Here is a 23590-nt window from a genome sequence, read left to right on the forward strand (position 1 = left end):
TAATTATTAATTGTTAATTATTAATTGTTAATTATTAATTGTTAATTATTAATTGTTAATTATTAATTGTTAATTATGAACTTAGATCATGGGATTCGCCTAGCCATTGCTGATGACTTTTTTAGTAGTCACAATCAATTGCCACGCAAAATCCAAAACAAAGTATCTGAATTTATCAATCGCTTTCGCCAAAGCCCTACCCGGTCGGGGTTAAATTATGAATCGATTAAAGGGAGTCGAGACAAACGACTAAAATCTGTGCGGGTGGATTTAGATTATCGGGCGATCGTACTGAAACCGGAAACGGGAAATACCTATCTATTGCTATGGGTTGATCAACATGACGATGCTTATCAATGGGCGCGGCGAAAAGTCTGCCAAATTAACCAGGTTTCTGGGTCGGTGCAAATTATCGATGTTGAACAAGTAGAAGCGACTACGGAAAAACTCAAGCAAAGTCACCAGCAACCAGAAGCCCAACCTAAACGCTTTGATGCGATCGCCGATCGGGATTTAATGCGTTTGGGGGTTCCTGAAATTTTACTCCCAGCAGTGCGGGAAATTGTGAGCGATCGCGATGTGGAAGAACTTTTGCCCCATCTCCCCAAGGAAGCCAGCGACGGGATTTTTATGTTAGCTGCTGGCTATCCCCTCCCGGATATTTTCCAACAATTGGAAAGACCAGAACCCAAAGATAATATCGACCCGGATAACCTGGAAGCAGCCCTAGACAATGAGGACAGCCGTTCTCGGTTTATGGTAGTCACCGATGACACAGAATTAGAGGAAATGTTAGCAGCCCCCCTGGAAAAATGGCGGGTTTTCCTTCATCCTACCCAACGGAAATTAGTTGAAAGAGACTGGAATGGGGCGGTGAGGGTACTCGGTGGGGCGGGGACTGGTAAAACTGTGGTGGCGATGCACCGGGCAAAATGGTTGGCAGAAAATCGCTTGACGAAAACGAGCGATCGCCTTTTGTTTACGACGTTTACCCGAAATTTAGCGATCGATATTGAAAACAACCTGAAAACCATTTGCACCCCGGAAGTAATGAAACGCATTCGGGTAATTAACCTAGACTCTTGGGTGACAAGTTTTCTCAAAGAGGAGGGCATCGAAAACCGGATCGTGTACAATAACGAAACGGATGACCTCTGGCAACAAGCCTATACTTTAGCGCCGCCAGAATTAGGATTTCCCCTAAGTTTTTATCGGGAAGAATGGCAGGAAGTGCTACAACAAAACCGCTGCCAAACTCTCAGAGATTATCTAGGTTCCCGTCGCATTGGTCGGGGAACCCGTTTGAGTCGTCAACAGCGACAAGGAATATGGCTGGTTTTTGAGGAGTATCGCAACCTGCTACGAGAAGCGGGATACCGCGAGGCTAATGACGCGATGTATGATGCTATTTCGATTATTCGCGCCAAAGGTCGAGAAATTCTCCCCTATAAAGCGGTAATTGTGGATGAAGCCCAGGATATGAGTAAAGGGGCATTTGAGTTAATTAGGGCGATCGCGGGTCCCCCAACAGCCAATGATATATTCTTGGTCGGAGATGCCCACCAACGCATCTATGGGCAAACTGTCATCCTCAGCCACTGCCATATTGATATTCGCGGACGGTCTAAGAAGTTGCGCCTCAATTATCGCACTACGGACGAAACTCGCAAATGGGCGACAGCGGTTCTGGAAAATTTGGCGATCGATGATTTAGATGGCGGCGTAGATTCTTTACAAGACTACCGTTCAATCATGCACGGCGATGCCCCCATTGTCAAGGGGTTCAAGACTTTTGAGCAGGAAATTTCCTATTTACAAGAGTTATTAACAACCTTGCAAAATCAGGGGAATACTGGCGATCGCAATTCATCGCGAGTTTGCATGGTGTTTCGCACACAATCTCTCATGGAACAGTACGAGTCAGCGTTAGGCAATTATCCAATCAAGATGCAACGAATTAAACGAAATCAACCGGACAATCTCTTAGATGAAGGCATCCGCATCGGCACAATGCACCGAGTAAAAGGTTTACAATTTGATTGGATTGTGCTACCGGGATTAAATGATGATATTTTACCCCTAAAAACCGGTTTAAACGACTGTCCAGACGATGTTTCCAAAGACCGCTTTATCACAGCAGAGCGCTGTTTATTGCACGTCGCCGCCACCCGCGCCAAGCAGCAAGTCCTGATTAGCTATTATGGGAAACCCAGCCCATTTATGGAAAAAAAATAAACCCGATTTCTTAAAAAAAAATAAACCCGGTTTCTCAAAGAAACCGGGTTTCTAAGAGTCTGGTGAGAAACCGGGTTTCTAAGAGTCCGGTGAGAAACCGGGCTTCTGGCTTACGGCCAATTACCGGCACCGGCACTGGTCATGTAAAGGAGCGATCGCTATTTTCGATTTTTGGGCCAAAAACAGCGAAAAAAAAGAAATTAAAAAAATAAATTCAGAAATTGGTAGAGAGCATCGTCTTCTAGTAGAAGGGAGAAAAGAATCAAACAAATCTCTACTTCGACAAACTAATCAAAGGAAAAATGTATGACTCGTATCAGGATTGAATTAATTGATGTGTATTGTGCCGATACCGAAGATATTACGGGAGCCGATGATTTTTATCTTGTCGGTGCCCTAGTCGGTGGTGACGTCACCAAAGCAATTTTGACCCGTCCTATCAAAATCAATGACAAGCAAAGAAAGCAATTTAATCCCCAAGATTCCGTTTTATTTGACGGCAATCTTCTTCCAGGACAAGTCATCAAAGGTGGACTGAAAGCTTATGATGAAGATGCTGGAAAAGACTGGTCTAAGTACGGTGATACGATCACAGCAATTAGCAGTATGGTTTCCAGTGCTATATCTGCTGCCGGACCCTACGGAGTCCTTGCTGGGACGATTCTTTCAGCCGCAACAACTGGCGTTGGCATTCTCGCAAGTCTTGACAAAGATGATTTGCTCGGTGCTTGCGAATTGGAAATTTCTGCCGTAGGACCGGCTAATGAAGTGCGGGAGTGGAAGATGTCTAAGAAAAACACCTTTGTGGGTTGGTCTACCTGGGATTACACGGTTCGATTTATGATTAGTCGTTCCTAAAAAATCGCCATATTTGTAGGCGATATTGCCCGGTGGGGAAAGAATCCCTACCAGACCACCACTCGTGGCGGGGATTCTCAAAACCCCCCAAGTCTTGATTTCCGGCTGTTAAATTAGAGGCGATCGCGTCGGTTATCTATTGATGCGATGTTTCCAAAGACCGCTTTATTACTGCGGAACGCTGTTTATTGCACGTCGCCGCCACCCGCGCCAAGCAGCAAGCCATGATTAGCTATTATGGGAAACCCAGCCCATTTGTGAGCAAAAAATAAACCGGGTTTCTTTGAGTCTGGTGAGTGAAAGAAACCCGGTTTCTCAAAGAAACCGGGTTTCTTTGAGTCTGGCGAGAAACCGGGTTTCTGGCTTACAGCCAATTACCGATTAAAACAAACGCCGCCCAATAGTAGGGATCTCGGTTGCTGGAGTAGGGATAATTGGGCTTGACCCAACCAGAAATTAGCAGCCAATTGCCGATGAAATAGTCCATAATGAATAATCGTCGGTGCAATTGTATCAGTTATGCTTTACCCTGCGCCCCATTACTCCTCAGCCCTTGAACAAGCGGTAGACCGCTATCCGGTTGCAGTCACTCCCGATACGTCGGTAGCAGAGGCGATCGCATTGATAAGCCAATTACAAAATCACTGTCCCTTCCCCCAGGATCTCAGACTAGAACCAGACAGATCTGATTCTAGAACATTAATCCAGCCTACGGGGATACGAGCAAACTGTATATTGGTGGTTGATAAACCCACGCCCTTATGTACAGAATTTGTGGCTCAACCACCAGAACAATCAACGTTATTAGGGATTTTTACGCCCCGTAATTTATTACAACTAATTGCTACGGGAATTTTAGATCATCCCGAAGAAGCCACCCTGGATCACATCAGAATTGGGGAGGTTATGTCAATTCCAATATGTCAACTAACGGAGTCGGAAGATCAGGATATCTTTACGGCGTTGTCTATGTTTCGACAACATCAAATTTTGCATCTACCAGTTGTGAATAGTCAAGGTCATTTAGTGGGAGTAGTCACGCCGGCAAGAATTCGTCAAGTCTTGCAACCTTCTAATATTTTGCGGACTAGACGGGTAGCTGATGAGATAATTACGGACGTTCTTACCGCGCCGGTCAACACTTCTGTATTGACGTTGGCGCAAATGATGGCTACTCATCCAATTGGTTGCGTTGTTATTCATAATCAATTAGCTACCCATAAATTAGAACCTGTGGGTATTGTCACGGCTGAGGATATAGTTTTAGCGCAATTTCTTCAGCTAAATTTAGCGGAAACTACGGCAGCCACTATTATGGGGATTCCTCAATTTTCGTTAAAAGTTCAAGATTCATTATGGCTGGCTCATCAGGAAATGCAAGCCAGACAACTCCAGCGTTTATTGGTTAGTAATAACCAAGGACAATTGCAGGGAATTATTACCCAAATGAGTCTGTTGCGAATGCTCGATCCTACGGAGATGTATCGGGTGATTAGACAGCTTAAGCAGTCTGTATATAAACTGCAAGCGGAGAAAATGGAACTGCTGAGAAGTCGTAATATTAAACTAGAAAAACAGGTGCAAGAACGCACGGCGCAACTCCAGGAGCAATTGCAAAGAGAACGGCTACTAGCTAAAATATCTCTGCAAATTCATCAATCTTTGAACTTAGATGAAATTCTAAATACGACAGTAGCAGAGTTGCGAGATTTTTTGAGTTCCGACCGGGTGGTTATTTACCAAATACTTAATAGTGGTGTGGGGGAATTGGTGGCGGAGTCTGTAGGAGAAGGATGGCGATCGCTCTCGGAAAATAGATTAAATGAATCGGTGATTAATTATTATAAATATACCTTTTTTGACCAGAATATTTATATAGTGGAAGATATCGAAAAAGCGCGAATATCTAAGGAAAAATTGCAGATTTTATCGGATAAAAAAATTCTCGCTTATTTGGTAGTTCCAATTATCCAGGATGGACAACTTTGGGGAACCATTGAAGTTCATCACTGCCAAAAATCTCGTCATTGGCTACCCTCGGAAACTAACCTACTTCAACAATTAGCCACCCAATTGGCGATCGCTATCTATCAAGCCCAACTATATCAGCAAGTTCAAGCCTTGAATACTGACCTAGAAAAACAAGTTCTTGACCGCACGGCAGAATTACAGCGAAAAGTGCAGGAACTCCAACAATTAAACATCCTGAAAGATGAATTTCTCAGCACAGTTCCCCATGAACTTAGGACTCCTTTATCTAATATGAAAATGGCGATTTATATGCTAAAATTGGCTCCGACAGCACAACGTCAACAAGTTTATTTTGACATCCTAGAAAATGAATGTGTCCGGGAAACTAACCTGATTAATGACCTCCTAAATTTACAGAAGCTAGAAGCAGAAAATATTCCCATCAGCTTAGACCTGTTAAATCTAGTGAATTGGATACCCCGAATCACTCAACCCTTTTATTCTAGGGCTAATTCAAGAAAGCTGGTTTTGAATGTGGAATTGCCGCCAGACTTACCCTCTGTACGCACTAATACTAGCAGCCTAGAAAGGATTATTGCAGAACTACTTAATAATGCTTGCAAGTACACGATAGAAGGGGGTGAGATTAATTTAAAATTAGAAACGCTCCCCATTAAATCGGATTTACAAGTATCCCATAAACTCCGGTTGCAAATTGCTAACCAAGCGCAAATACCGGAACAGGAATTACCCCGCATTTTTGATAAATTCTATCGAGTCCAAAATGCTGACCCATGGAAACAAGGGGGAACTGGTTTGGGGTTAGCATTAGTGGAAAAGTTGATCGAACAACTTGAGGGTAAAATTGAAGTTACCAGTCAAAATGGTTGGACTACATTTACTATCGACTTTCCCATCTAATGGGTAGATGTTAAGTTCTGTAAAGCAAAATTGACGGTTTACGGGAGGCAATGGGAGCGAAATTGTTGGGAAAATATGAGTTAAAATGAAGTTTGTATTTTGGGCGTGACGTGGAAAATGGGAAAAGCCAAAACGGACAAACCAACAGAAACTCAAACACCGATAATGACCCGGACACCCCCCTGGGGTAAGGTAATGTTGTTAGAACAGGGGGAACGTTATCGGATCAATCGGATTGTGATTAATCCGGGGTATCATATCAGTACCCAAATGCACTATCATCGTAGTGAACACTGGATTGTAGTGGCGGGAACAGCGAAGGTGAAATGTGGTGATGAAGAAATTATCCTCACGGCGAAGCAGTCTACATACGTCCCGATGAATACCCCCCACCGGGTAGATAATCCGGGAGTGATTCCCCTAGTAATGATTGAAGTACAGAATGGGGAATATTTGGGAGAGGACGACATTATCAGGTTTCCGGAAGTTGATGAGAATATCGATCAATCGGATATTTCCCGTTAATTATCGTCTTGGTCCTCTGTCGGCGATCGCTCCTCGTAGGTAATCACATCTGATTTATATTCGGGTGGTTCCACATGAATTAAAATACGAGCCGGACCATAGCGCTTTTCTAATTGTGCTTCGACGGCTTCAGTAATGTCATGGGCTGTTTCTACATCCTTAGCCCGGACAACCATGTGCATTTCGATAAAAACCTGCCGTCCGATGATACCGCGAGAGGCGATCGCATGACAATTAACGACACCGGGAACAGACATAGCAATCAGCTTAATTTGTTCAGGTGCGATCACCATTCTATCCACCAACCAAGGTAAATTATCGCTAATCACCTCCCACCCGCTGCGAAACACCAAAATAGCGACCGGAAACGCTAACACCACATCCAAAAATTGTAATTGTGGTAAACCCCAAGCATTACCCTGCCACACCCCAATTAATCCGGCGATCACCACAATTGTCGTCCAAATATCACTCATAGTATGTTTAGCGTCCGCCACGAGGAAAGCACTTCCTAGACGCTTACCCACCCGCCGCTCATAATAAGCGATAAAAATATTAATACCCAAGACCACCAACAAAATCCATAAATGTTCAACAGAGACGATCACGGGGTCATTTTCACTGTCTAGCAGACGTTCCACAGCACGGGTGAGGATTTCAAAACAGGCAATTCCCAAAAAAGCGGCAATTCCCAAAGCACCCACCGCATCAAATTTTTGGTGTCCGTAGGGATGTTCGCGATCGGGATGTGGGGAAGCAAAATGATTAGCAACCAATCCTAGCACATTATTCGCCGCGTCGGTGACACTATGCACAGCATCAGCCAACAAACTCAAAGACCCAGTGATCACCCCTAGGGCTACCTTAATCCCGATTACTAATAAATTCAAAGCCAAGGTGATAATCAGAACCCGGCGCACTTGGGAACGGTGATCCACACTCATGATGATACCCTGCTATTTTCCTCAAATTCGCTCTCGAAACTTTCCGGTAAACATCAATCCCCCCCAAACCTCGACATCGGATAATTAAGAGGCGATCGCTAATCGGTACAATTGTTAAGGTAATCATTATTCTACCATTAAAATTATGTCTGCTGCTCCTCTAACTCTCAATTTAATACAGGGCTCAGTAGCCTTGCGCTTCACCCCGCACGCCGCCACCAACTTACAAACAGCCCTAAATGAGTTAACCAAGCTAATAGCAGTGGCTGCTCAATCTACCGCTGGTGGAGGTAGACCCACCCCCCAGAAGTCGATGGAATACCAGTATACCGGAGATGTCTTTCTGGAAGTCTTCTGTAATCCCAACATCTGGCCAAGTCTCTTTGCTGCTAAAGTCTTGATTACCGTCCGCGACGATCGCATTAAACTTACCACGGAGGCTGAATTAACCCAAATCCTTAATGATGTGCAACAATACCTCGAACAGGTTGGCTAAATTCGCGCTATTCACTCCAGTTTTGGCGTAAGTCCCCCCAGACTAGAGCCAAATGCTAGAATATATCCTAGATCCGCGCTAATTAGCCACTTGTTTCTTGTCGTGACGAGTTTTCTGCTACTTATGAATGTCGATAACCTAACCCAAATGCTACACCAAGGATTTCGTGTCACCCTAGGCGCAACATCCTCACTGATTGAAATTCTCCAAGACCCTCAAAAGCGGGAAGCCAACCTGGAAACTATCCAGTCACAGTTAAATGAACTCGCCCAAGAATGGGCGGAAAAAGGCGCTATCACCGAAGAGGAAGCCCGCAGCTTTGTCGATACACTCCTTTCTCAATCAGAATCCACCCAGTCCAGTGAAGTCGATAGTTCAAACATAACTACTCCTACAGATTCCACAGAGTCTGAAGTATCTAGCCCCCAAACCAATGAAATCACCGAAATCCAAAATCTCACCTCTCAAATTGCTAAGTTAAGGGAAGAGTTGGAACGCTTGCGGGAGTCTGATGCTTCCTAATCAACAAAACCAGCCCGTTAGTTAATTAAAGCCAATCCCCCCCACCCGTAGAGACAAGCCTCCCTTGTCTCTACACTTGCTATGATTTTCTGGCATTTGTTCTCGGAACTGTTCCTACAATTGATGATGAACTATTCACCTTTTGAGGAGTCCAATTTCGGGGATTTTGCCGGAATTGAGGATTACTGAAACTATAACTATAAGAACTGAGGGGAACTTCAGGAGAACGGTTCGCAACTACTCCTAAAATGGGGGCGCTCATGTTCGGGTGTTCTTTTAATTGAGCGATCGCATTTTCCAGAACCGAACGATTAATTCGACCCAAACTGGCTACTAACACCATACCACTGGTTTCCGAAGCCAGCAAGTTAGCATCTGCTAATCCTAACATAGGCGGTGCATCATAAATCACCAAATCAAAATCCTGCTCAAGTTTTCGGATTAAATTAATCATCCTATGAGATGATAAAATCCTAATCGGGTCAGGGGGAGTTGAACCTGATGTTAAAACAAACAGATTACTCTCCAAAAAATAGGGCTGAATTACACGCTCTATATCTATATCGAGAGCATCACTAGAAATTAAATCAGTCAACCCCTGCATATTAATTAATCCCAACTGCTGATGGAGACTCGGACATCGCAAGTCACTATCTACCAAAAGCACCTTTCTACCTTGTTCCGCCGCCGCCAAAGCCAGATAAATAGCAGTTGTAGATTTACCTTCCCCAGGGACAGAAGAACTAATCACCATAGACCGAATTTGTTGATCTGGACTCAACAGCCGAATGCTAGTATAAAGGCTTCTAAACGACTCATAAAATGCCGACATGACATTTCCTTGTGACTGATTACTTGACCCAACTCCCAAATCCAAATCTTCGCTATTTTCTAGTGCATAACCATCGGGATTAATATTCTGTGAAACTGTAGACTTCAAATGGCGGTCAAACGGAATAACTCCCAAAATCGGTAACCTTGTCGCCTCCTTAACCTCCTTAACCGTGTAAATCATATTGCTAAGTTGGTCTACCAACAGCGCCAAACCTAATCCTAATAGCAAACCCAAAGCCGTCCCTAAAACTAAATTTTTCTTGAGACTTGCAGAAGAGGGTTTAGGTTCACCCGGAGGAGTTAATAACTCCCAGGGAGCATCCCTTTGAGCCATATCAATTTTAAAAGCCTCCCGTTTTGCCAAAAACTGATTTAAGTTATCCGTAGCAATCAATAACTCTCGCTGAATATCCGTATATTCTCGACTCACTACCGAAAGCTGTTTAACTTCTGCATTAATCCTATCTATGGTATCTTGCAGAATCAGATTTCGTTCTTCTAGGTCTTGAATTTTACTAGCCCACTCTTGACTAACTCGGTTGGTTTCTCTTTGTAAAAGTGGCAATAAACTTTCCCGTTGTTCTTGCAGAATGCTGATTTCTGGACTTTCTTCTAAATAAAGAACCGACTCTTTAGCTATCTGATTATCTATAGCCCGCAGTTGATTCATAATTTCTTGATAACGGGGACTTTCCATCAGTACAGAAGCCACCGCATATTCCGGGGATTGATTAGCGAGTTCCCTTTGTAGGTTCGCATACAAGGCTTTAGCTTGACCCAGTTGCAGCTGATTTTCTAAAAGTTGTTGTTCAATTGACGTTACCTGAGTTGAGAGTTTACTACCCTCAGTTTCCGGGTTTAACAGATTATTGGTTTGGCGGAGAGTCTGTAGTCTTTCTTGCTGATTATCAACTCTTTGTTGTAATTGTGGTATTTGCTCACCCACAAACTCAATACCTTTGAGAATATCTTGTTGTCTGGTTTCTAAGCTATAGTTTAAAAATGCTTGTGAAACCAAATCTAAAACCGACTTAACCAAATTTTTATTAGGGTGCTGATATCCTACTATTAAAATATTTTCAGGAGTCGGCTTGATTCTCAGATTACTGGCAATAAATTTATAAGTAATACCCGGATATTGAGACTGAAGTTCCTCTACAATCGGAACAATAACCCTGGGGCTAGTCAGTAGTTTAAGTTGTACTGCGTCCAGGGTCACAGCTACGATTTCTTCTCGATGACTAAGAGTTTGGGGATTAGCAGAGGAAATTACCTGAGTAGAAATAGCGACTGGCTGAGTTAATATTTCCAACTCAGCTTGATAGATGGGTGTATCAGTAATAGCCTTGTAGACAGCCGCCCCAGCTACCACAATTGTCACTCCACTAATCAGTAAAAGTTTCCGACGAACAGCCCCCAACAGCCGCCCCAAGTCTAAGCCGCCTTCATCATCATCAAGGTGAGTATTGTAAGTCATGGCTATGAATTTGGTGATTGCTTAGGTGCGATCGCCTTATATTCAGCGATAGCACTACATTCTATCTCTCAGTATACTCGGTTGAGTTATGGATCAACTGAGTACATCCAGCCATCAAGCCGCCCCGGAATTAGCTCCATTGAACAACTCGAAGATTTGCCTACAGAATAATTTTAACTTATCGGCTCCCTCATCGGCAGGTTGACACTCACCCCAAAATTGCCAATTGTCTACGGTGGAGACTTTCCACTGTTGTCCACGGTGATCATATCCTGCGGCTTCGACTCCGATCGCCCTAAGTCTAGTCTCATAAGGATCATCATACAGTCGGATCTGAATCAAAATACAGCGACTTTGCATCAACCGACTTCTACCGGGAAAGTTAAAACCAATGTCGATGGAGTCTGGGTCAACTAATTCCCTAGTCTCTGGGTCATTCATCCAGGGCTTGAGGTCTACCCGCACATCGGGAAACTGTGCTTTAAATAGATTAACGACAGAAGCAATTTTGCTGGCAACTTCGAGATTATTAGCTTGTTCGGCTGCATTCACTTTGTGCTGGTCCTCCGAAAAACAGTCCTATCAAAAATCAGATGATGGTGGATTTTTGCATCGTAACCGAGATTTATGAAAAAATCAGGTTATGGTCGAACATAAACCCATTACAGGGTATCTCTGACCGGGTGTGGTGGCAGGTTATTTAATTGCTGTTGGTCCGTAAATAGTCAAAATGCTGCAAAAATCGGTAGGATCGAAAAAGTGATCGAAAAAATTTGACAGGAGAACATAACATGGATCTGGTGGTACTCCAGAATCAGTTAGATAACATTTCATTTGCCATTCTGCTAATCACAATGTTGATTTACTGGGTAGGGGCTGCATTTCCTCAAATACCCACCTTGCAGGGCTTAGGAACGGCTGGTATGGCGATCGCCAACCTGTCCATAGCAGCCCTATTAGGGGCTAGATGGATGGAAGCCGGATATTTTCCCATTAGTAACCTCTACGAGTCCCTATTTTTCCTGGCTTGGGGGATTACCGCCATGCACTTAGTGGCGGAAAACATGAGTGGTAGCCGTTTGGTCGGTGTGGTAACAGCCCCGGTAGCTATGGCGATCGCCGCCTTTGCAGCCCTCAAGCTACCCGCCCCCATGCAACTATCAGAACCTTTAGTCCCAGCCCTAAAGTCCAACTGGTTAATGATGCACGTTAGCGTCATGATGATCAGTTATGCCACCCTGATGGTGGGTTCCCTATTGGCGATCGCCTTTTTAATTCTAACTCGCGGCCAAGCCGTCCAACTTAGTGGCAGTTCCCTGGGGACCAGAATTTCCCGGAATCATAAATCATCCCTTCTGGAAGTACAAACCATTACCACTTCCCCTAATGCTCTGCTATCGACCTCCCAACCTTCAGAATTGGCTGCTGCTACCAACGGTCAAGGTTCTACCGCCCTTCTCGAGTTAGTTACCCCTTCAACAGGCCAACCAACCAGCACCGCCACCCTATCACCCCAACGTCTCAGCCTAGTAGAAACCATTGATAACATCAGCTATCGGATCATCGGTTTAGGTTTTCCCCTACTCACCATTGGCATTATTGCTGGTGCAGTTTGGGCTAATGAGGCTTGGGGTTCTTACTGGAGTTGGGACCCCAAAGAAACCTGGGCTTTAATCACCTGGTTAGTTTTCGCCGCCTATCTCCACGCCCGCATTACCCGAGGATGGCAAGGCAGGAAACCCGCCATTCTAGCTTCTGTAGGATTTTTGGTAGTTTGGGTGTGCTACTTAGGAGTTAACCTATTAGGCAAGGGTCTCCACTCCTATGGTTGGTTCTTCTAACAAATAGTGCGGCACAAGGGGCGAGTTCTGCAATCATCTCTATTTTCCCCAGACTTTTGAGAACCCGCCCGTACATATTCTACAGGGTGGAAACAAGGGCTAATACCTGATTACTGCCCTGATCCCAAATTCACTAAAAAGGAAATTTCATGAACAACCTAACTCGTATTTTGGATGATAACGACGTACTCCATACCGGTTCGAGTACCCTCATGTTTCAATGCACCTTCAAGGTCAGCGAATTTCTGACTATGATGCAGTCTAAGTTGGAAGAGGAAAATCTTTTTGGGGAAGGCATTGAGTGCGAACTACTTACCCCCGGCGGCCCCTGGGAAAAGGGTCGGTTTCAAATCTGTTTAGAGTTTGTCAGTGATAATGTTACCAGCGCGAACGCTATCCCATCTGTTGACTATGGCATGATGGGCGGCAGCGATACTCCTGAAGTTTTGCCAGCCCATATTCGACGACAAACCCAAAGAATTGGTATGTGGAGTTAGCAGGACGTAACTCTCATCTCAGGATTGATTCTGGGAAGCAGCCACCGATTCACGAGGGTCGGTGGCCGGAGGGTGTCAGATATTACAAACCTAAATCCAATTTCCACCCGTTCAATTTACCAGTGTGATGGGGCGCTAAATCCGCGACAACTAAGCGCCAAGTCCCCTGTGGTGAGTGATTTAGTAACTCTCTCATGTAGGGAGTCGTCTGGAGATTATAGGTAGTTTTCAAAACCTTATTGCCTCCCAAAGTGCGACCTTGGAGCAGAACCTCCTCCCCGTGTGGAGGAATTAACCGCACTTCCAAATCACCCAAAAATTGATGCTCGATATCGACAGTCACCTGGATATCTAAAATCGGGCTAGTATTAGCAACAGAAATAGTGCTAGCCACCCCCTTCCAATGGGGGTTATGATCGGGGATATTTAAGACGCGGTTATTAGATTGCTCCACCCGCCTTTGCACCTGTTGGCGGCTTACTCGTTGACTTTGAGCCATTTTGACGGCTTTTTCGGCATTAACTCGACCGTAGCCAAACCATTGGGAATATCCATTACCATCATAGGTTCCCATACTGATACCCAACTGAGGATCAGCATCAGGGTCTACAATCTTATCGGCGGTTTGTTCAATGATGCGGCGCACTTCCCTAGCACTGAGATCAGGATTAACAGATAAGACCAGAGCAGCTACTCCAGCCACTAGAGGAGTGGCGGCGGAAGTTCCTCCGAAATGGGATGTAAAGTCACCCTGATCATAGCCGGCTGCACCTACGCGATCGGTGGTAAAAACTCCTAAACCACGCAGAGCGGTTCTAATCGCTGGAGGGGTTCCAATATAGCCAGTTTCTTGGAGCCACATTCCGGGGGGGGCATTGTTACTGGGCGCACAGACGGTGATTCCGGTTCCCCAATTGCTGTAGGCGGCTTTTTTATTAAGACTGGTACAGGCGGATACGGAAATTACATCAGGATGAACCGCAAATCCAGATAACCATCTGACTCGGCCTGATATGACATTATTAGGCCAGCCACTTTCATTAATGGTTCCGTTGATGGGGCGATTGGCGTTTCCGGCCGCAAATAATACGACGCAGCCTCGACCGTTGCGCCCTACGGTGGCGGCTTTGGTAATTACTGCTTGCTGTCGTATGGACAAGGGGAAAGAAACGGCACTAGCCCCCCAACTACAGGAGATGACAGAGGCTCGGTTATTGATAGCCCAATCAAAAATCCTTTCGACTGATTCATCATCGAGATATCCAGTGGTACGAATGGGCATTAAGGCACAACCTGGCGCAACTCCGACGATACCTTTGCCATTTTCTTCGGCGATCGCTAATCCGGCGCAGGCGGTTCCGTGGTTATCTGAAGGAGATTGTGGTGAGGGGAGACGATTTTGGCCTTTCAGGTCAATGGGGGCGACAATTTTTCCTATACCCTGAAAATCCGGGTGATTCAGGTCGATCGCATCATCGGTAATAGCAACCACTATAGATCTGGTTCCTCGGGTAATATCCCAAGCTGGTTCTACCGAGATATGAGCATCAGGAGCTACGTCAGCACCTCCGGTATTATGGAGATACCACTGACGCGGGTAGAGAGGATCACTAGGTCGATAATACTTTTGGCTTTTGACCACAATATTCGGTTCTGCTACTAGAACTTCTGGGTTCCAGGTCAGGCGGTTAGCAATTTTAATCGGATTTTCTTTAGCTTGGCGGATGACTTCATAAACAAAGGTGTTGGGAACACCATAGACGGATTTTAATAGTCTCAAACCTTGGCTGTTGGCGATCGCATTGCGGTTGGACTCCTCAACATCTTCGTTAAACTGAATGGTGATTTGATTGGTCAGATACATAACCATTCCCGGATTATTATCAGCCTGATAGACATGACTCGCAAAAGCCACCCGATCTGACTGACGAGCCAGTTCCATCGCCTGATCTAGTTCTGTGTCTTTTACCTTAACCTCTTGGAGTTCTGGTGGTACTGAGGAAGTTTCCTCAATGTGGATAGGCAAATTTTCCAAGTTTTCTGCCTCAGATACAACCGGGGTAAACTGAGGGCCACTATCCGTGACTGGTTGTTTTGGCGTGAGTCCATCAGCCTGACCCGGTAGGGGGCTGACTCCAGCACCGCCTACTGGGGGTGTGGAAACCAGGCGAACCGTAAACCGCCCAGGAACTTTAGTAATTGCCAGTTCCTCACCTCCCCGTTGTAGAATGCTGCCAAGACTTTCTTCGGGAACACCTATGCCCTGATATTGTTGATCGTTAATCTCGTAGGGGTTAGCTGATGTCATTTTGTTATAATCCTCAAAACTGCTCACTATTATTGGCTCAATAGATTAAGTCCGATGTTAATGGTTGACCGAATCAAGCTGGTTGGGATGGATGGTCATCCTATAAAGACTATAACCCTTGGCTGGTCAGGATCTACAACAGTTTTGCTCAACTCCCACAATTTGGCCAGAAAATGATAAGATCCGTAAACATAAATAACCTTTCATTTCGCGATCGCATGATGCTGTCCCGTTTCATAGTCCGCTATCCGCAAGTTTGTCTGAGTATATTGGCATCAGTCTTAACTGTTTTCACCGTCTCAGGCAGTGCTACAACGGTTATGGCTCAAGATCCTTCTGTGTATGATGAGCCCACAGGTGAAGGGTCCGGCTCTGAATTTCCTCGAGATTTAAGTCCGACTCCAGTACCTATGAATCCTCAAGATATGCGCCCATTGAGCCTTGATAGTAGTTTTTTAAGTGTTCAAGGGGGGGAGCGCTTGTTAGCCGAAGCCGGGGAAGCCATTAGTAACGAGAATTACGCCCAGGCGGCGAGGAAACTCCAGGAGGCGCGGCAAATTTTCAATCAGCTTTCCAATTTTCATCAACAGTTAGCCAGCAGTTTCTCAGGGGTTGACAACCGCATTGCTGACCAACATCGCAATGAGGCCAGAGATACCGCTCAAATGAGGGATACAGCCACTTATCAATTGGCTTTAGTCCATCGCGCCCAAAATCAACCCGAGTTAGCGGTTCCCCTGCTGGTGCAAATTATTCGTTCTCAAGCCCCAACCCGGGATTTAGGCCAAAAAGCATATCAACAATTACTTGAATTAGGATTTGTCAGCAGTCCCGCCAGGGGTAGTGCTTCTTCTAACCCGGCGACCACTTCCAATGCTCAATAATTCATCTACAATCAAACATAGTCGTTTCATAGGAATCCCATGATCACCCTTTCCCAAGTTGAGGCAATGATTAAGTCTGAGTTGCCTGATGCTGTTGTTAAAGTTGAAGACCTCGGCGGCGGCGACCATTTACAGGCTGTAGTGGTTTCGCCTCTGTTTGAGGGCAAAACCCTGGTGAAACAACATCAGATGGTTTATAAAGCTGTTAAGCAAGCTATGGCAACAGAGGCCATTCATGCCCTGGCCCTGAAAACTTATACCCCCCAAGAGTGGTCAAAAGTCAACCAGGCTGCTTAATTTGTTGATCTAAGTTGTCAATAACTGAATTGAATAATCACTATGAATCCTGAAGTAGAAGCCAGAATTGAAAACCTGATTAACCAGCACAAGGTTTTTGTGTTTATGAAGGGTACCAAGTTGATGCCCATGTGCGGTTTTTCCAATAACGTGGTACAAATTCTCAATAGTTTAGGGGTTCCCTTTGAAACCCTCGATGTTTTGGAAGATGGAGAAATTCGCCAAGGCATTAAGGAATATTCAAACTGGCCGACCATTCCCCAAGTTTACGTCAATGGCGAATTTGTCGGCGGTTCCGATGTGATGATTGAGCTATATCAGAAGGGCGAACTACAAGAGATGCTAGAGGTGGCTTTGGCATCATAGTCGGACTTACTAATTAACTCCCAGACCCAGCCTTCGAGTGGCTGGGTTTGGTAACAATATCTAGTAGTAGTCTACTTCTGGTTGCGGTAGGGGAGTCATTTCCAAGTTAGACGGGTCGTTGATGTACCTAAAGGTTTCTTCCTCTAGGCGGTGAATTTGATAAGGTTCGAGGACGTTTGTATTTCTCAGGGCGGCAATGTAGCCATCTACAAACATTCTAAGCTCATCATAACGATAGCCTCGATTCCACATTTCGACGAGGGAATCGGTGATTTTTTGGTAGTGCCGGATGGTCTGAGCATTCTGTAACATGGTGGAAACCTCAAGTTATAATCTATATGTTGGGGGTATGGTTAAGGGATTAGTCTCTACCTTGATTCAGTTTTATACACCTCACCGATATGGATTTCTGGCATTCTAGCTGAATCGGACTATGATTGAAAAGACTTGGACCTCTAGTTATAGGTTTCCCTGGACTGATGGCAATTGTTTCAACTTCTTACTGATTCCCCTCATTGTGATCATAATGCACCCCGGAAAATTACGGGGGTTGTGGGCTGATGGCCGCTTTAAGGTTGATGCCTCTCTCCCTCTGTGATTTTTATATTAACCTAATTCTGATCATAGATATAGGGTGGATTGCCGATCGCAAGGGTAGCAGGAGTTACAAAATGATGATTTAGACTCTGTTAACCTTGTGTGCAATTATTGATAAAGGAAGCTGGCACCAGTGGGATCTGCTTATATTTCAATTATTGAAGGAAATCCGCACCTGCGATCGCTGTTAGGTTGGCATCTTCAGCACGTTGGTTATTCGGTGTGTCAATCTGCGGACTTTCATCATGCTAGAGAGGTGTTTTACACTACTCAGCCTAGTTTAGTAGTTCTTGATGCAGAATTACCAGGCGGCAATAGTCTAGAATTCTGCCAGTGGCTACTACAGCAACGACAGTCTTTAATCCTGATGCTTTCGGCTCGGAATACGGAATCTGATATTGTCCGTGGTTTGAGAGCCGGAGCCGATGATTATCTAACTAAACCTTTTGGAATGCAGGAGTTTTTGGCGAGAGCTGAAGCACTTATGCGTCGCACCCGCAATGTTGCTCCTCCTACCAGTTTAGATTATGGGGATTTGAAAATTGATTTGGTACAGCGTCGGGTTTATCTTCTGGGTCAACTGATAGAACTGACTCCCCAAGAGTATAGTCTTCTTTATGTTTTGGCTCAAAATGATGGGGAGCCTCTCAGTCGTTCGGAACTTTTACGGCGCGCTTGGCCAGATTATATTGATAATCCCCGCACGATTGATACTCATGTTCTATCATTACGCAAAAAGATGGAAACTGACCCTCGACAGCCTAGTTTAATTCAAACGGTTCGTAATATTGGTTATCGATTGAATTTGGATGTTCTTAAACCTGATCCAAGTTGGTATCCTAGTGTTAATGGTCAATTACCACCAATTCAGGCTAAAACTGGTAGCTAATTGTGAGGATTCGGTAGGGTGCGTCAGCACCAGTATATCAATGGCATTGTTAACCAGAACATTCACAACTGACGCACCCAATAAAAGGCTTTTACTCGGTTTGTATGATTCCCTATATAGGGAATAGAGTTGAGAAAAAGCCGTTTTTAGTTATGGGCAATGATGGTAAATTTATTAATCAGATAAATCCACCATATTGCAGATAATAAATCAGCCGTTTTTGATGGAAAATCTCATCAGGTTAAATTTGGGTTTATAGGGTGCGTATCGCAGGGGAATATCGAAAAGCAGAGATTGCTTTAAAAGGCTTTTGTAATGGCAAAAAGTGTCAAAGGTTGCTTGACCGTGATATTTACCGATACCGCTTTCTCCTACGCCTCCAAAAGGCAAAGATTGACCCCCAACTTGCATAATAGTTTCATTGAAACAAATACCCCCAGATGAGGTTTCTTGAAGAACGCGCTGTTGTGACTGTTTATTACGCGAAAATAGGTAAAGTGCGAGAGGTTTGGGTCTGGCGTTAATTTGACTAATCGCATCTCCTAAATCATTATATGTCAAGATAGGTAAAATCGGCCCAAAGATTTCGTCTTGCATGATGGGGTCTTCCCAGGAAACCTCATCAATTAGGGTGGGAGAAATATAGCGATCGCTTTCATCAAATTTCCCACCAGCGACAATCTTACCATCATGTATTAACTCAGTTAACCGATGAAAATGATAGTGATTAATAATCCGCCCATAGTCGGGACTTTGCTGCGGTTCGGAGCCATAAAAACTCTCAATACAGCCAATCATAGCTGTAATTAAGTCCGATTTAATGCGGCGGTCTACCAATAAATAATCGGGAGCTATGCAAGTTTGACCAGCATTAATAAACTTACCCCAAACTATCCTTTTGGCGGTATAATCTAACTGAGTATCAGCATCGACAATACAGGGACTTTTGCCACCCAATTCTAAGGTAACGGGAGTCAGATGTTTGGCGGCGGCGGTCATGACAATTTTACCGATACGCTTCCCTCCGGTAAAAAAGATGTGGTCGAAGGGTTCATCTAATAGTTGTTGGCTAACTTCTACCCCCCCTTGAACAGTGGCAATATAGTTAGGTGAAAAAGTTTTGCTAATCAGATCAGCTACGACTTGGGAAGTGTGAACAGCTAGTTCAGAGGGTTTGAGGATAGCACAATTCCCGGCAGCGATCGCACCAACTAGGGGAGAAATGACCAATTGAAACGGATAATTCCAAGGTCCGATAATTAAGACAACTCCCAAAGGTTCAGGATAGATATAGCTAGAAGCCGGAAAGGCGGTGACGTGGGTCTTGACCCGGCGAGGTTTGACCCAGGACTTTAGATTTTTGAGAGCATATTTAATTTCTCCGAGGGTGGACAGTTCAAACAACCCTTCTAACTCAGGACGGCCTAAGTCAGCTTTGACTGCTTCTAGGATAGGTTGTTCAAAATCGGCGATCGCCTGTTGGAGTCGTCGCAGTTGCGAGAGTCGGAAGTCTACCTGTTTAGTCTGTCCGGTGGCAAAAAATTGTCGCTGTTGGCTGATAATTTCCGAGATATTCAAGTTTTCTGTCATTATTGAGAATTTCCTTATGGTTAGAAGTTCCCCTGTTATAGACCAGGGTACTGACAGTCTGCTATATCTGGTTATGGTGGCATAACAGACTATTGTTACCTGTTCTACTGCCCTCTGGATAGTTACTGCTGGCGCAGTTTCCCCTATCCTTAGTGTAATAGTGCGATCGCTAATTTCGTTAACAGTGAAGCGGTAAGCCTCAACTCAGGTACCAAAGAAATTGACATGGACATGAAAGAGATTCTATATCTGGAAATTCCTAACCCCGATACACACAGCGTTTGTACCTGGTTGCAGCAAACGTTTAATCCGGGGGTGGGCGAGAAAATGATCACCCCAGACGGGTTTCGCCTGAAATTTCCTCAACAGGGGTCTGGGGAATTGTCGGTGTTTACTTGGTCAGTCCAACGCACAACCTATCTCAAGGTTTTTCGGGTGGGGACTGTGGGAAGTTCTCAAGAAAAACAGGTACTCAACAGCCTGGAAACTGGGTTAAGACAGGAGTTTCCCTATCAGTATCCTGAACCTCCAGCCATTGATTTGTCGAAGGAGTCGATTTTTGAGGCTTTGGCTGCCTATTATCCCCAAACGGTCAAATATTTTCAGAAAATCCCTAATGGGGAATATGACTTAAAACGGGTGTACTGGTGGGAAAAACGCTGGCGGGAGGGGGTGAGAAATCCACAAACTCCTAAACAGGTCATTTTTACTGAGGCGAGAACCGACTCTGATGGCGAGTTGCCTAGTTATGACCTAATTTATGTTGGTGGGGCTTTAGGGGTCATTCATGCGGCGGTAATGGCACGTTTAGGGTATCGGGTGCTATTGATGGAACGTCTCCCCTTTGGTCGGATGAACCGGGAATGGAATATTTCTCGCAGTGAATTACAGAGTTTAATTGACCTGGGATTGTTCACCGGGGCGGAAGTAGAGAGTTTTATCGCTAGGGAGTATAAAGACGGTTTCCACAAGTTTTTTGATGCTAATAATCCCCCCATCGCTAAGGGGGAAGTTTTGCATACTCCTCGGGTGTTGAATGTAGCCATAAATACCGATAAATTGCTGTCTTTGTGTGGTGAAAAACTGCGACAGGCGGGGGGAGAAATTTGGGATCAAACCGAGTTTATTCGGGCGGATATTGGGGGCGATCGCGTTAAGGTTACCGCTACTGATTTGACTACTAATTCCGAACGCATAGCTACGGGAAGGTTATTGGTTGATGCTATGGGGACCGCTTCCCCTATTGCTTGGCAACTTAATGGCGATCGCACTTTTGATAGTGTTTGTCCTACCGTCGGGGCTGTGATTAATGGTGGGTTTGAACCTGGAGTTTGGGATTCTAATTATGGGGATGTTCTCCACAGTCATGGGGATATTTCCAAGGGTCGCCAATTGATTTGGGAGTTGTTCCCCGGCGAAGGTGATGAGTTGACTATTTATCTGTTTCACTATCATCAGGTTAATCAGATTAACCCCGGTTCTCTGTTGGAAATGTACGAGGATTTCTTTACCATTTTACCAGAATATCGTCGTTGTAATCTGGATAATTTGGTGTGGAAAAAGGCGACTTTTGGCTATATTCCCGGTTATTTCAGTCTGGGAGGAAGCGATCGCACTGTCGCCTATGACCGTTTAATTGCTATTGGAGATGCTGCTTGTCTTCAGTCTCCTTTAGTGTTTACAGGTTTTGGTTCTTTGGTGCGGAATTTATCCCGTTTAACCGATTTATTAAATACCGCACTCAAGCATGATTTACTAACCAAATACTACCTGAATAAAATTCGCGCCTACCAAAGCAATATCGCCGTTACTTGGTTATTTTCTAAGGGAATGATGGTTCCCACCGGGCGTTATCTTCCTCCTCAAAGAATCAACTCCATTTTGAATACTTTTTTTGGGCTTTTGGCTACAGAACCCGAAGAAGTGGCTAATACATTTATTAAGGATAGGACAGACTGGTGGACCTTTAACCGTCTGGCTTTGAAAGCCGCGCGCATGAACCCCCAGTTGCTGATTTGGATTTTAGATTTTGTCAATACTGGGGAAGTTATCCGCTGGATGATTAGTTATTTTACCTTCACCTGGTTGGCGTTCATCAGTTGGCTATTTAGTTGGGTTCCCCCCCTCGCGCGTCGCCTTCAACCCTGGTTAGAACCTCGTTATCCGGGGCTATGGCTGTTATTATTATCCACCAGTTATGTACTGACAGATGGTTTGGGACAGCATCAACCACCACTTCTCAGGAAGTTACAACCCAGGACCTCTTAATCATTCATGATTAATTATTAGCAGAAGTCGCCGGTTTAGGGTCAAAGCTGGGAAATGGGGCGACACCCCCTTGATATAGGGGAAGTACACCGTTCCATTTCTGAATCATCTTTTCCTGAAGTTCTAATTCCCTGAGTCTGATAGTCATGGGGTTGACTGTGGATGCACCAATTCTGGCTGCTTCTGCGTCCGCTTGGGCTTTCGCTAGTTGACGTTCTGCTTCCGCTTGGGCGACTTGTAGTTGTGCTTGAGCGGCGATCGCCTGTTGTTCAGCTTGAAAACGGGCGGTCATTTGCGCTTCAATGGCGCTATCAAAACGGGGCTTACTGACAAACCCAATCGAATCAAATTCCACCCCCACGCCGACAAATTTTTGGTTTAAGCAGTTTTGAACCGAGGTCAATAGTTCTCGCTGTTTAGTTCCGACAATATCTTCCGGTCTTAATCCGGCTGCTTCTTGGTTAAAGCAGTTGCGGAGTTCACTGCGGACTAAAGTCGCTTTAAACTCATCAGGGTCTTTCAGATATTTACCATAAAAATCCTTGATTTGGTTCGTATTGAAAAAGTAGGATAGAGAAATATCTGCATTGACGCTAGTTCCCCCAACTCCGAAAGAGATGCTTTCATCGATAGGTGAACCTTCATCTCTCGCCGCTGAGAGGATGTAATATTGAACGTGATCGGGAAAAACGATAATTTCCTCGCTGTAACCATTGTACCATACTTTTCCGGTGCTAATAGTGGCATTCTGTACACCGCGATTGCTTCCGTACATTTGCACTTTCAGTCCTACATACCCAGGGGGAATGCGTTTAACACTGGTTCCCGGAATTACGCCACAGGAAGAGATACTCATACTTACCAAAATGGCGCATCCTGTTAACCCTAGTAAATTGGGGATTTGCGCGTTTTTCATCATCATAATTACCTCTGGGAGTCTAACAGTTTTAACCAAGATGTTTCATCTTCGGGAAATGCGGCTTGTAGCTGTTTTTGTTCGACTTTGGCGCGATGAATTTTGCGGGTAACATGAGAAACCGATAAGCCTGGAATTATTACTAATCCAGTGAAGTAGCCAAATACTCCTAACCAGACTTTCAGGTTACTGGGGGAACTAACTAAGTTGGCGGAAGTTCCTAAAATCCAAAAGCAAAGGATGAGTTCAAAACAACCAACTACTAGCCATTTAAGCAGGGTTTTCATGACTGGGGAATAGAATCGAGTTATAGCCCGGGGGTTAACTCGATGGGGTGAATATGCGCGATCTATT

21 protein-coding genes are annotated in these 23590 nt (G+C 44.8%); 13 read left to right on the top strand and 8 right to left on the bottom strand.

Annotated features, from left to right (window positions below):
- Positions 1-75 precede the first annotated feature (75 nt).
- The 4 genes from ACTIE0_RS11435 to ACTIE0_RS11450 all read left to right on the top strand — a co-directional run bounded on the left by ACTIE0_RS11435 (position 76) and on the right by ACTIE0_RS11450 (position 6510).
- Entirely contained in the window at positions 76-2235 is a 2160-nt protein-coding gene (locus tag ACTIE0_RS11435) for a UvrD-helicase domain-containing protein (protein ID WP_006668285.1), read from the top strand.
- A 306-nt stretch (positions 2236-2541) separates the two neighbouring features.
- Positions 2542-3093 (top strand): hypothetical protein, encoded by a 552-nt coding sequence (locus tag ACTIE0_RS11440; protein WP_046318747.1) that lies wholly within the window; start codon positions 2542-2544, stop codon positions 3091-3093.
- Positions 3094-3612: 519 nt separating this feature from the next.
- Positions 3613-5985, top strand: a complete 2373-nt coding sequence (locus tag ACTIE0_RS11445) for a CBS domain-containing protein (protein ID WP_006668287.1) — start codon at positions 3613-3615, stop codon at positions 5983-5985.
- 117 nt (positions 5986-6102) lie between these two features.
- Positions 6103-6510, top strand: coding sequence for a phosphomannose isomerase type II C-terminal cupin domain (locus ACTIE0_RS11450; RefSeq protein WP_006622943.1), 408 nt, complete (start codon positions 6103-6105; stop codon positions 6508-6510).
- Here ACTIE0_RS11450 and cdf31 read toward each other — a convergent pair.
- The gene (cdf31, locus tag ACTIE0_RS11455; protein ID WP_006622945.1) at positions 6507-7454 is read right to left on the bottom strand and encodes a CDF family zinc efflux transporter Cdf31; all 948 of its coding nucleotides are present in this window, start codon (positions 7452-7454) and stop codon (positions 6507-6509) included. The two genes, ACTIE0_RS11450 and cdf31, sit on opposite strands and share 4 nt — an antisense overlap.
- 145 nt (positions 7455-7599) lie before the next feature.
- Here cdf31 and ACTIE0_RS11460 point away from each other — a divergent pair, with 145 nt between their 5' ends.
- Positions 7600-7950 (top strand): hypothetical protein, encoded by a 351-nt coding sequence (locus ACTIE0_RS11460; protein ID WP_006668288.1) that lies wholly within the window; start codon positions 7600-7602, stop codon positions 7948-7950.
- 123 nt (positions 7951-8073) lie between these two features.
- Positions 8074-8472, top strand: coding sequence for a hypothetical protein (locus ACTIE0_RS11465; RefSeq protein WP_006622950.1), 399 nt, complete (start codon positions 8074-8076; stop codon positions 8470-8472).
- A gap of 79 nt (positions 8473-8551) precedes the next feature.
- On the opposite strand, the gene ACTIE0_RS11470 is transcribed toward ACTIE0_RS11465, so the two are convergent.
- Together ACTIE0_RS11470 and ACTIE0_RS11475 are read right to left on the bottom strand one after the other, a co-directional pair.
- Positions 8552-10783 carry a GumC family protein gene (locus ACTIE0_RS11470; protein WP_006622951.1) on the bottom strand — a complete coding sequence of 744 codons (2232 nt, stop codon included), beginning with the start codon at positions 10781-10783 and terminating at the stop codon, positions 8552-8554.
- 114 nt (positions 10784-10897) lie between these two features.
- Positions 10898-11335: a hypothetical protein gene (locus ACTIE0_RS11475; RefSeq protein ID WP_006622953.1), complete on the bottom strand. Its 438-nt coding sequence runs from the start codon at positions 11333-11335 to the stop codon at positions 10898-10900.
- A gap of 239 nt (positions 11336-11574) precedes the next feature.
- On the opposite strand from ACTIE0_RS11475, the gene ccsB reads away from it, so the two are divergent.
- Both ccsB and ACTIE0_RS11485 read left to right on the top strand, forming a co-directional pair.
- Positions 11575-12624 carry a c-type cytochrome biogenesis protein CcsB gene (ccsB, locus tag ACTIE0_RS11480; protein WP_006622955.1) on the top strand — a complete coding sequence of 350 codons (1050 nt, stop codon included), beginning with the start codon at positions 11575-11577 and terminating at the stop codon, positions 12622-12624.
- 149 nt (positions 12625-12773) lie between these two features.
- The gene (locus ACTIE0_RS11485; protein ID WP_006668289.1) at positions 12774-13121 is read left to right on the top strand and encodes a KGK family protein; all 348 of its coding nucleotides are present in this window, start codon (positions 12774-12776) and stop codon (positions 13119-13121) included.
- A gap of 82 nt (positions 13122-13203) precedes the next feature.
- Here the strand turns inward: ACTIE0_RS11485 and ACTIE0_RS11490 are convergent, their stop codons facing one another.
- Entirely contained in the window at positions 13204-15429 is a 2226-nt protein-coding gene (locus ACTIE0_RS11490; RefSeq protein ID WP_006668290.1) for a S8 family serine peptidase, read from the bottom strand.
- Positions 15430-15647: 218 nt separating this feature from the next.
- Here ACTIE0_RS11490 and ACTIE0_RS11495 point away from each other — a divergent pair, with 218 nt between their 5' ends.
- Genes ACTIE0_RS11495 through grxD form a run of 3 tightly spaced genes read left to right on the top strand, consistent with a single transcriptional unit; the run spans position 15648 to position 16976 of the window.
- Positions 15648-16313 carry a hypothetical protein gene (locus tag ACTIE0_RS11495; RefSeq protein WP_006668291.1) on the top strand — a complete coding sequence of 222 codons (666 nt, stop codon included), beginning with the start codon at positions 15648-15650 and terminating at the stop codon, positions 16311-16313.
- Between the two features lie 39 nt (positions 16314-16352).
- A complete protein-coding gene (locus ACTIE0_RS11500) occupies positions 16353-16610 on the top strand; it encodes a BolA family protein (protein ID WP_006622964.1) in 258 nt (85 codons plus the stop codon).
- Positions 16611-16652: 42 nt separating this feature from the next.
- Positions 16653-16976 (top strand): Grx4 family monothiol glutaredoxin, encoded by a 324-nt coding sequence (gene grxD, locus ACTIE0_RS11505; protein ID WP_006622965.1) that lies wholly within the window; start codon positions 16653-16655, stop codon positions 16974-16976.
- 60 nt (positions 16977-17036) lie between these two features.
- On the opposite strand, the gene ACTIE0_RS11510 is transcribed toward grxD, so the two are convergent.
- Positions 17037-17288 carry a DUF6761 family protein gene (locus ACTIE0_RS11510; RefSeq protein WP_006622967.1) on the bottom strand — a complete coding sequence of 84 codons (252 nt, stop codon included), beginning with the start codon at positions 17286-17288 and terminating at the stop codon, positions 17037-17039.
- Between the two features lie 418 nt (positions 17289-17706).
- Here ACTIE0_RS11510 and ACTIE0_RS11515 point away from each other — a divergent pair, with 418 nt between their 5' ends.
- Complete coding sequence (locus ACTIE0_RS11515; RefSeq protein WP_006622969.1) at positions 17707-18462, top strand: response regulator transcription factor; 756 nt, start codon at positions 17707-17709, stop codon at positions 18460-18462.
- Between the two features lie 210 nt (positions 18463-18672).
- Here the strand turns inward: ACTIE0_RS11515 and ACTIE0_RS11520 are convergent, their stop codons facing one another.
- Positions 18673-20052 (bottom strand): aldehyde dehydrogenase, encoded by a 1380-nt coding sequence (locus ACTIE0_RS11520; RefSeq protein ID WP_006622970.1) that lies wholly within the window; start codon positions 20050-20052, stop codon positions 18673-18675.
- A 231-nt stretch (positions 20053-20283) separates the two neighbouring features.
- On the opposite strand from ACTIE0_RS11520, the gene ACTIE0_RS11525 reads away from it, so the two are divergent.
- Positions 20284-22320, top strand: a complete 2037-nt coding sequence (locus tag ACTIE0_RS11525; protein ID WP_039932214.1) for an NAD(P)/FAD-dependent oxidoreductase — start codon at positions 20284-20286, stop codon at positions 22318-22320.
- A 10-nt stretch (positions 22321-22330) separates the two neighbouring features.
- Here the strand turns inward: ACTIE0_RS11525 and ACTIE0_RS11530 are convergent, their stop codons facing one another.
- The gene (locus tag ACTIE0_RS11530) at positions 22331-23242 is read right to left on the bottom strand and encodes an SPFH domain-containing protein (RefSeq protein WP_006668294.1); all 912 of its coding nucleotides are present in this window, start codon (positions 23240-23242) and stop codon (positions 22331-22333) included.
- 2 nt (positions 23243-23244) lie between these two features.
- The gene (locus ACTIE0_RS11535; protein ID WP_006622973.1) at positions 23245-23523 is read right to left on the bottom strand and encodes a hypothetical protein; all 279 of its coding nucleotides are present in this window, start codon (positions 23521-23523) and stop codon (positions 23245-23247) included.
- Between the last annotated feature and the right edge of the window lie 67 nt (positions 23524-23590).

The sequence above is a fragment of the Limnospira sp. genome (genome assembly GCF_051859755.1).
Taxonomy (GTDB): Bacteria; Cyanobacteriota; Cyanobacteriia; order Cyanobacteriales; family Microcoleaceae; genus Limnospira; species Limnospira fusiformis.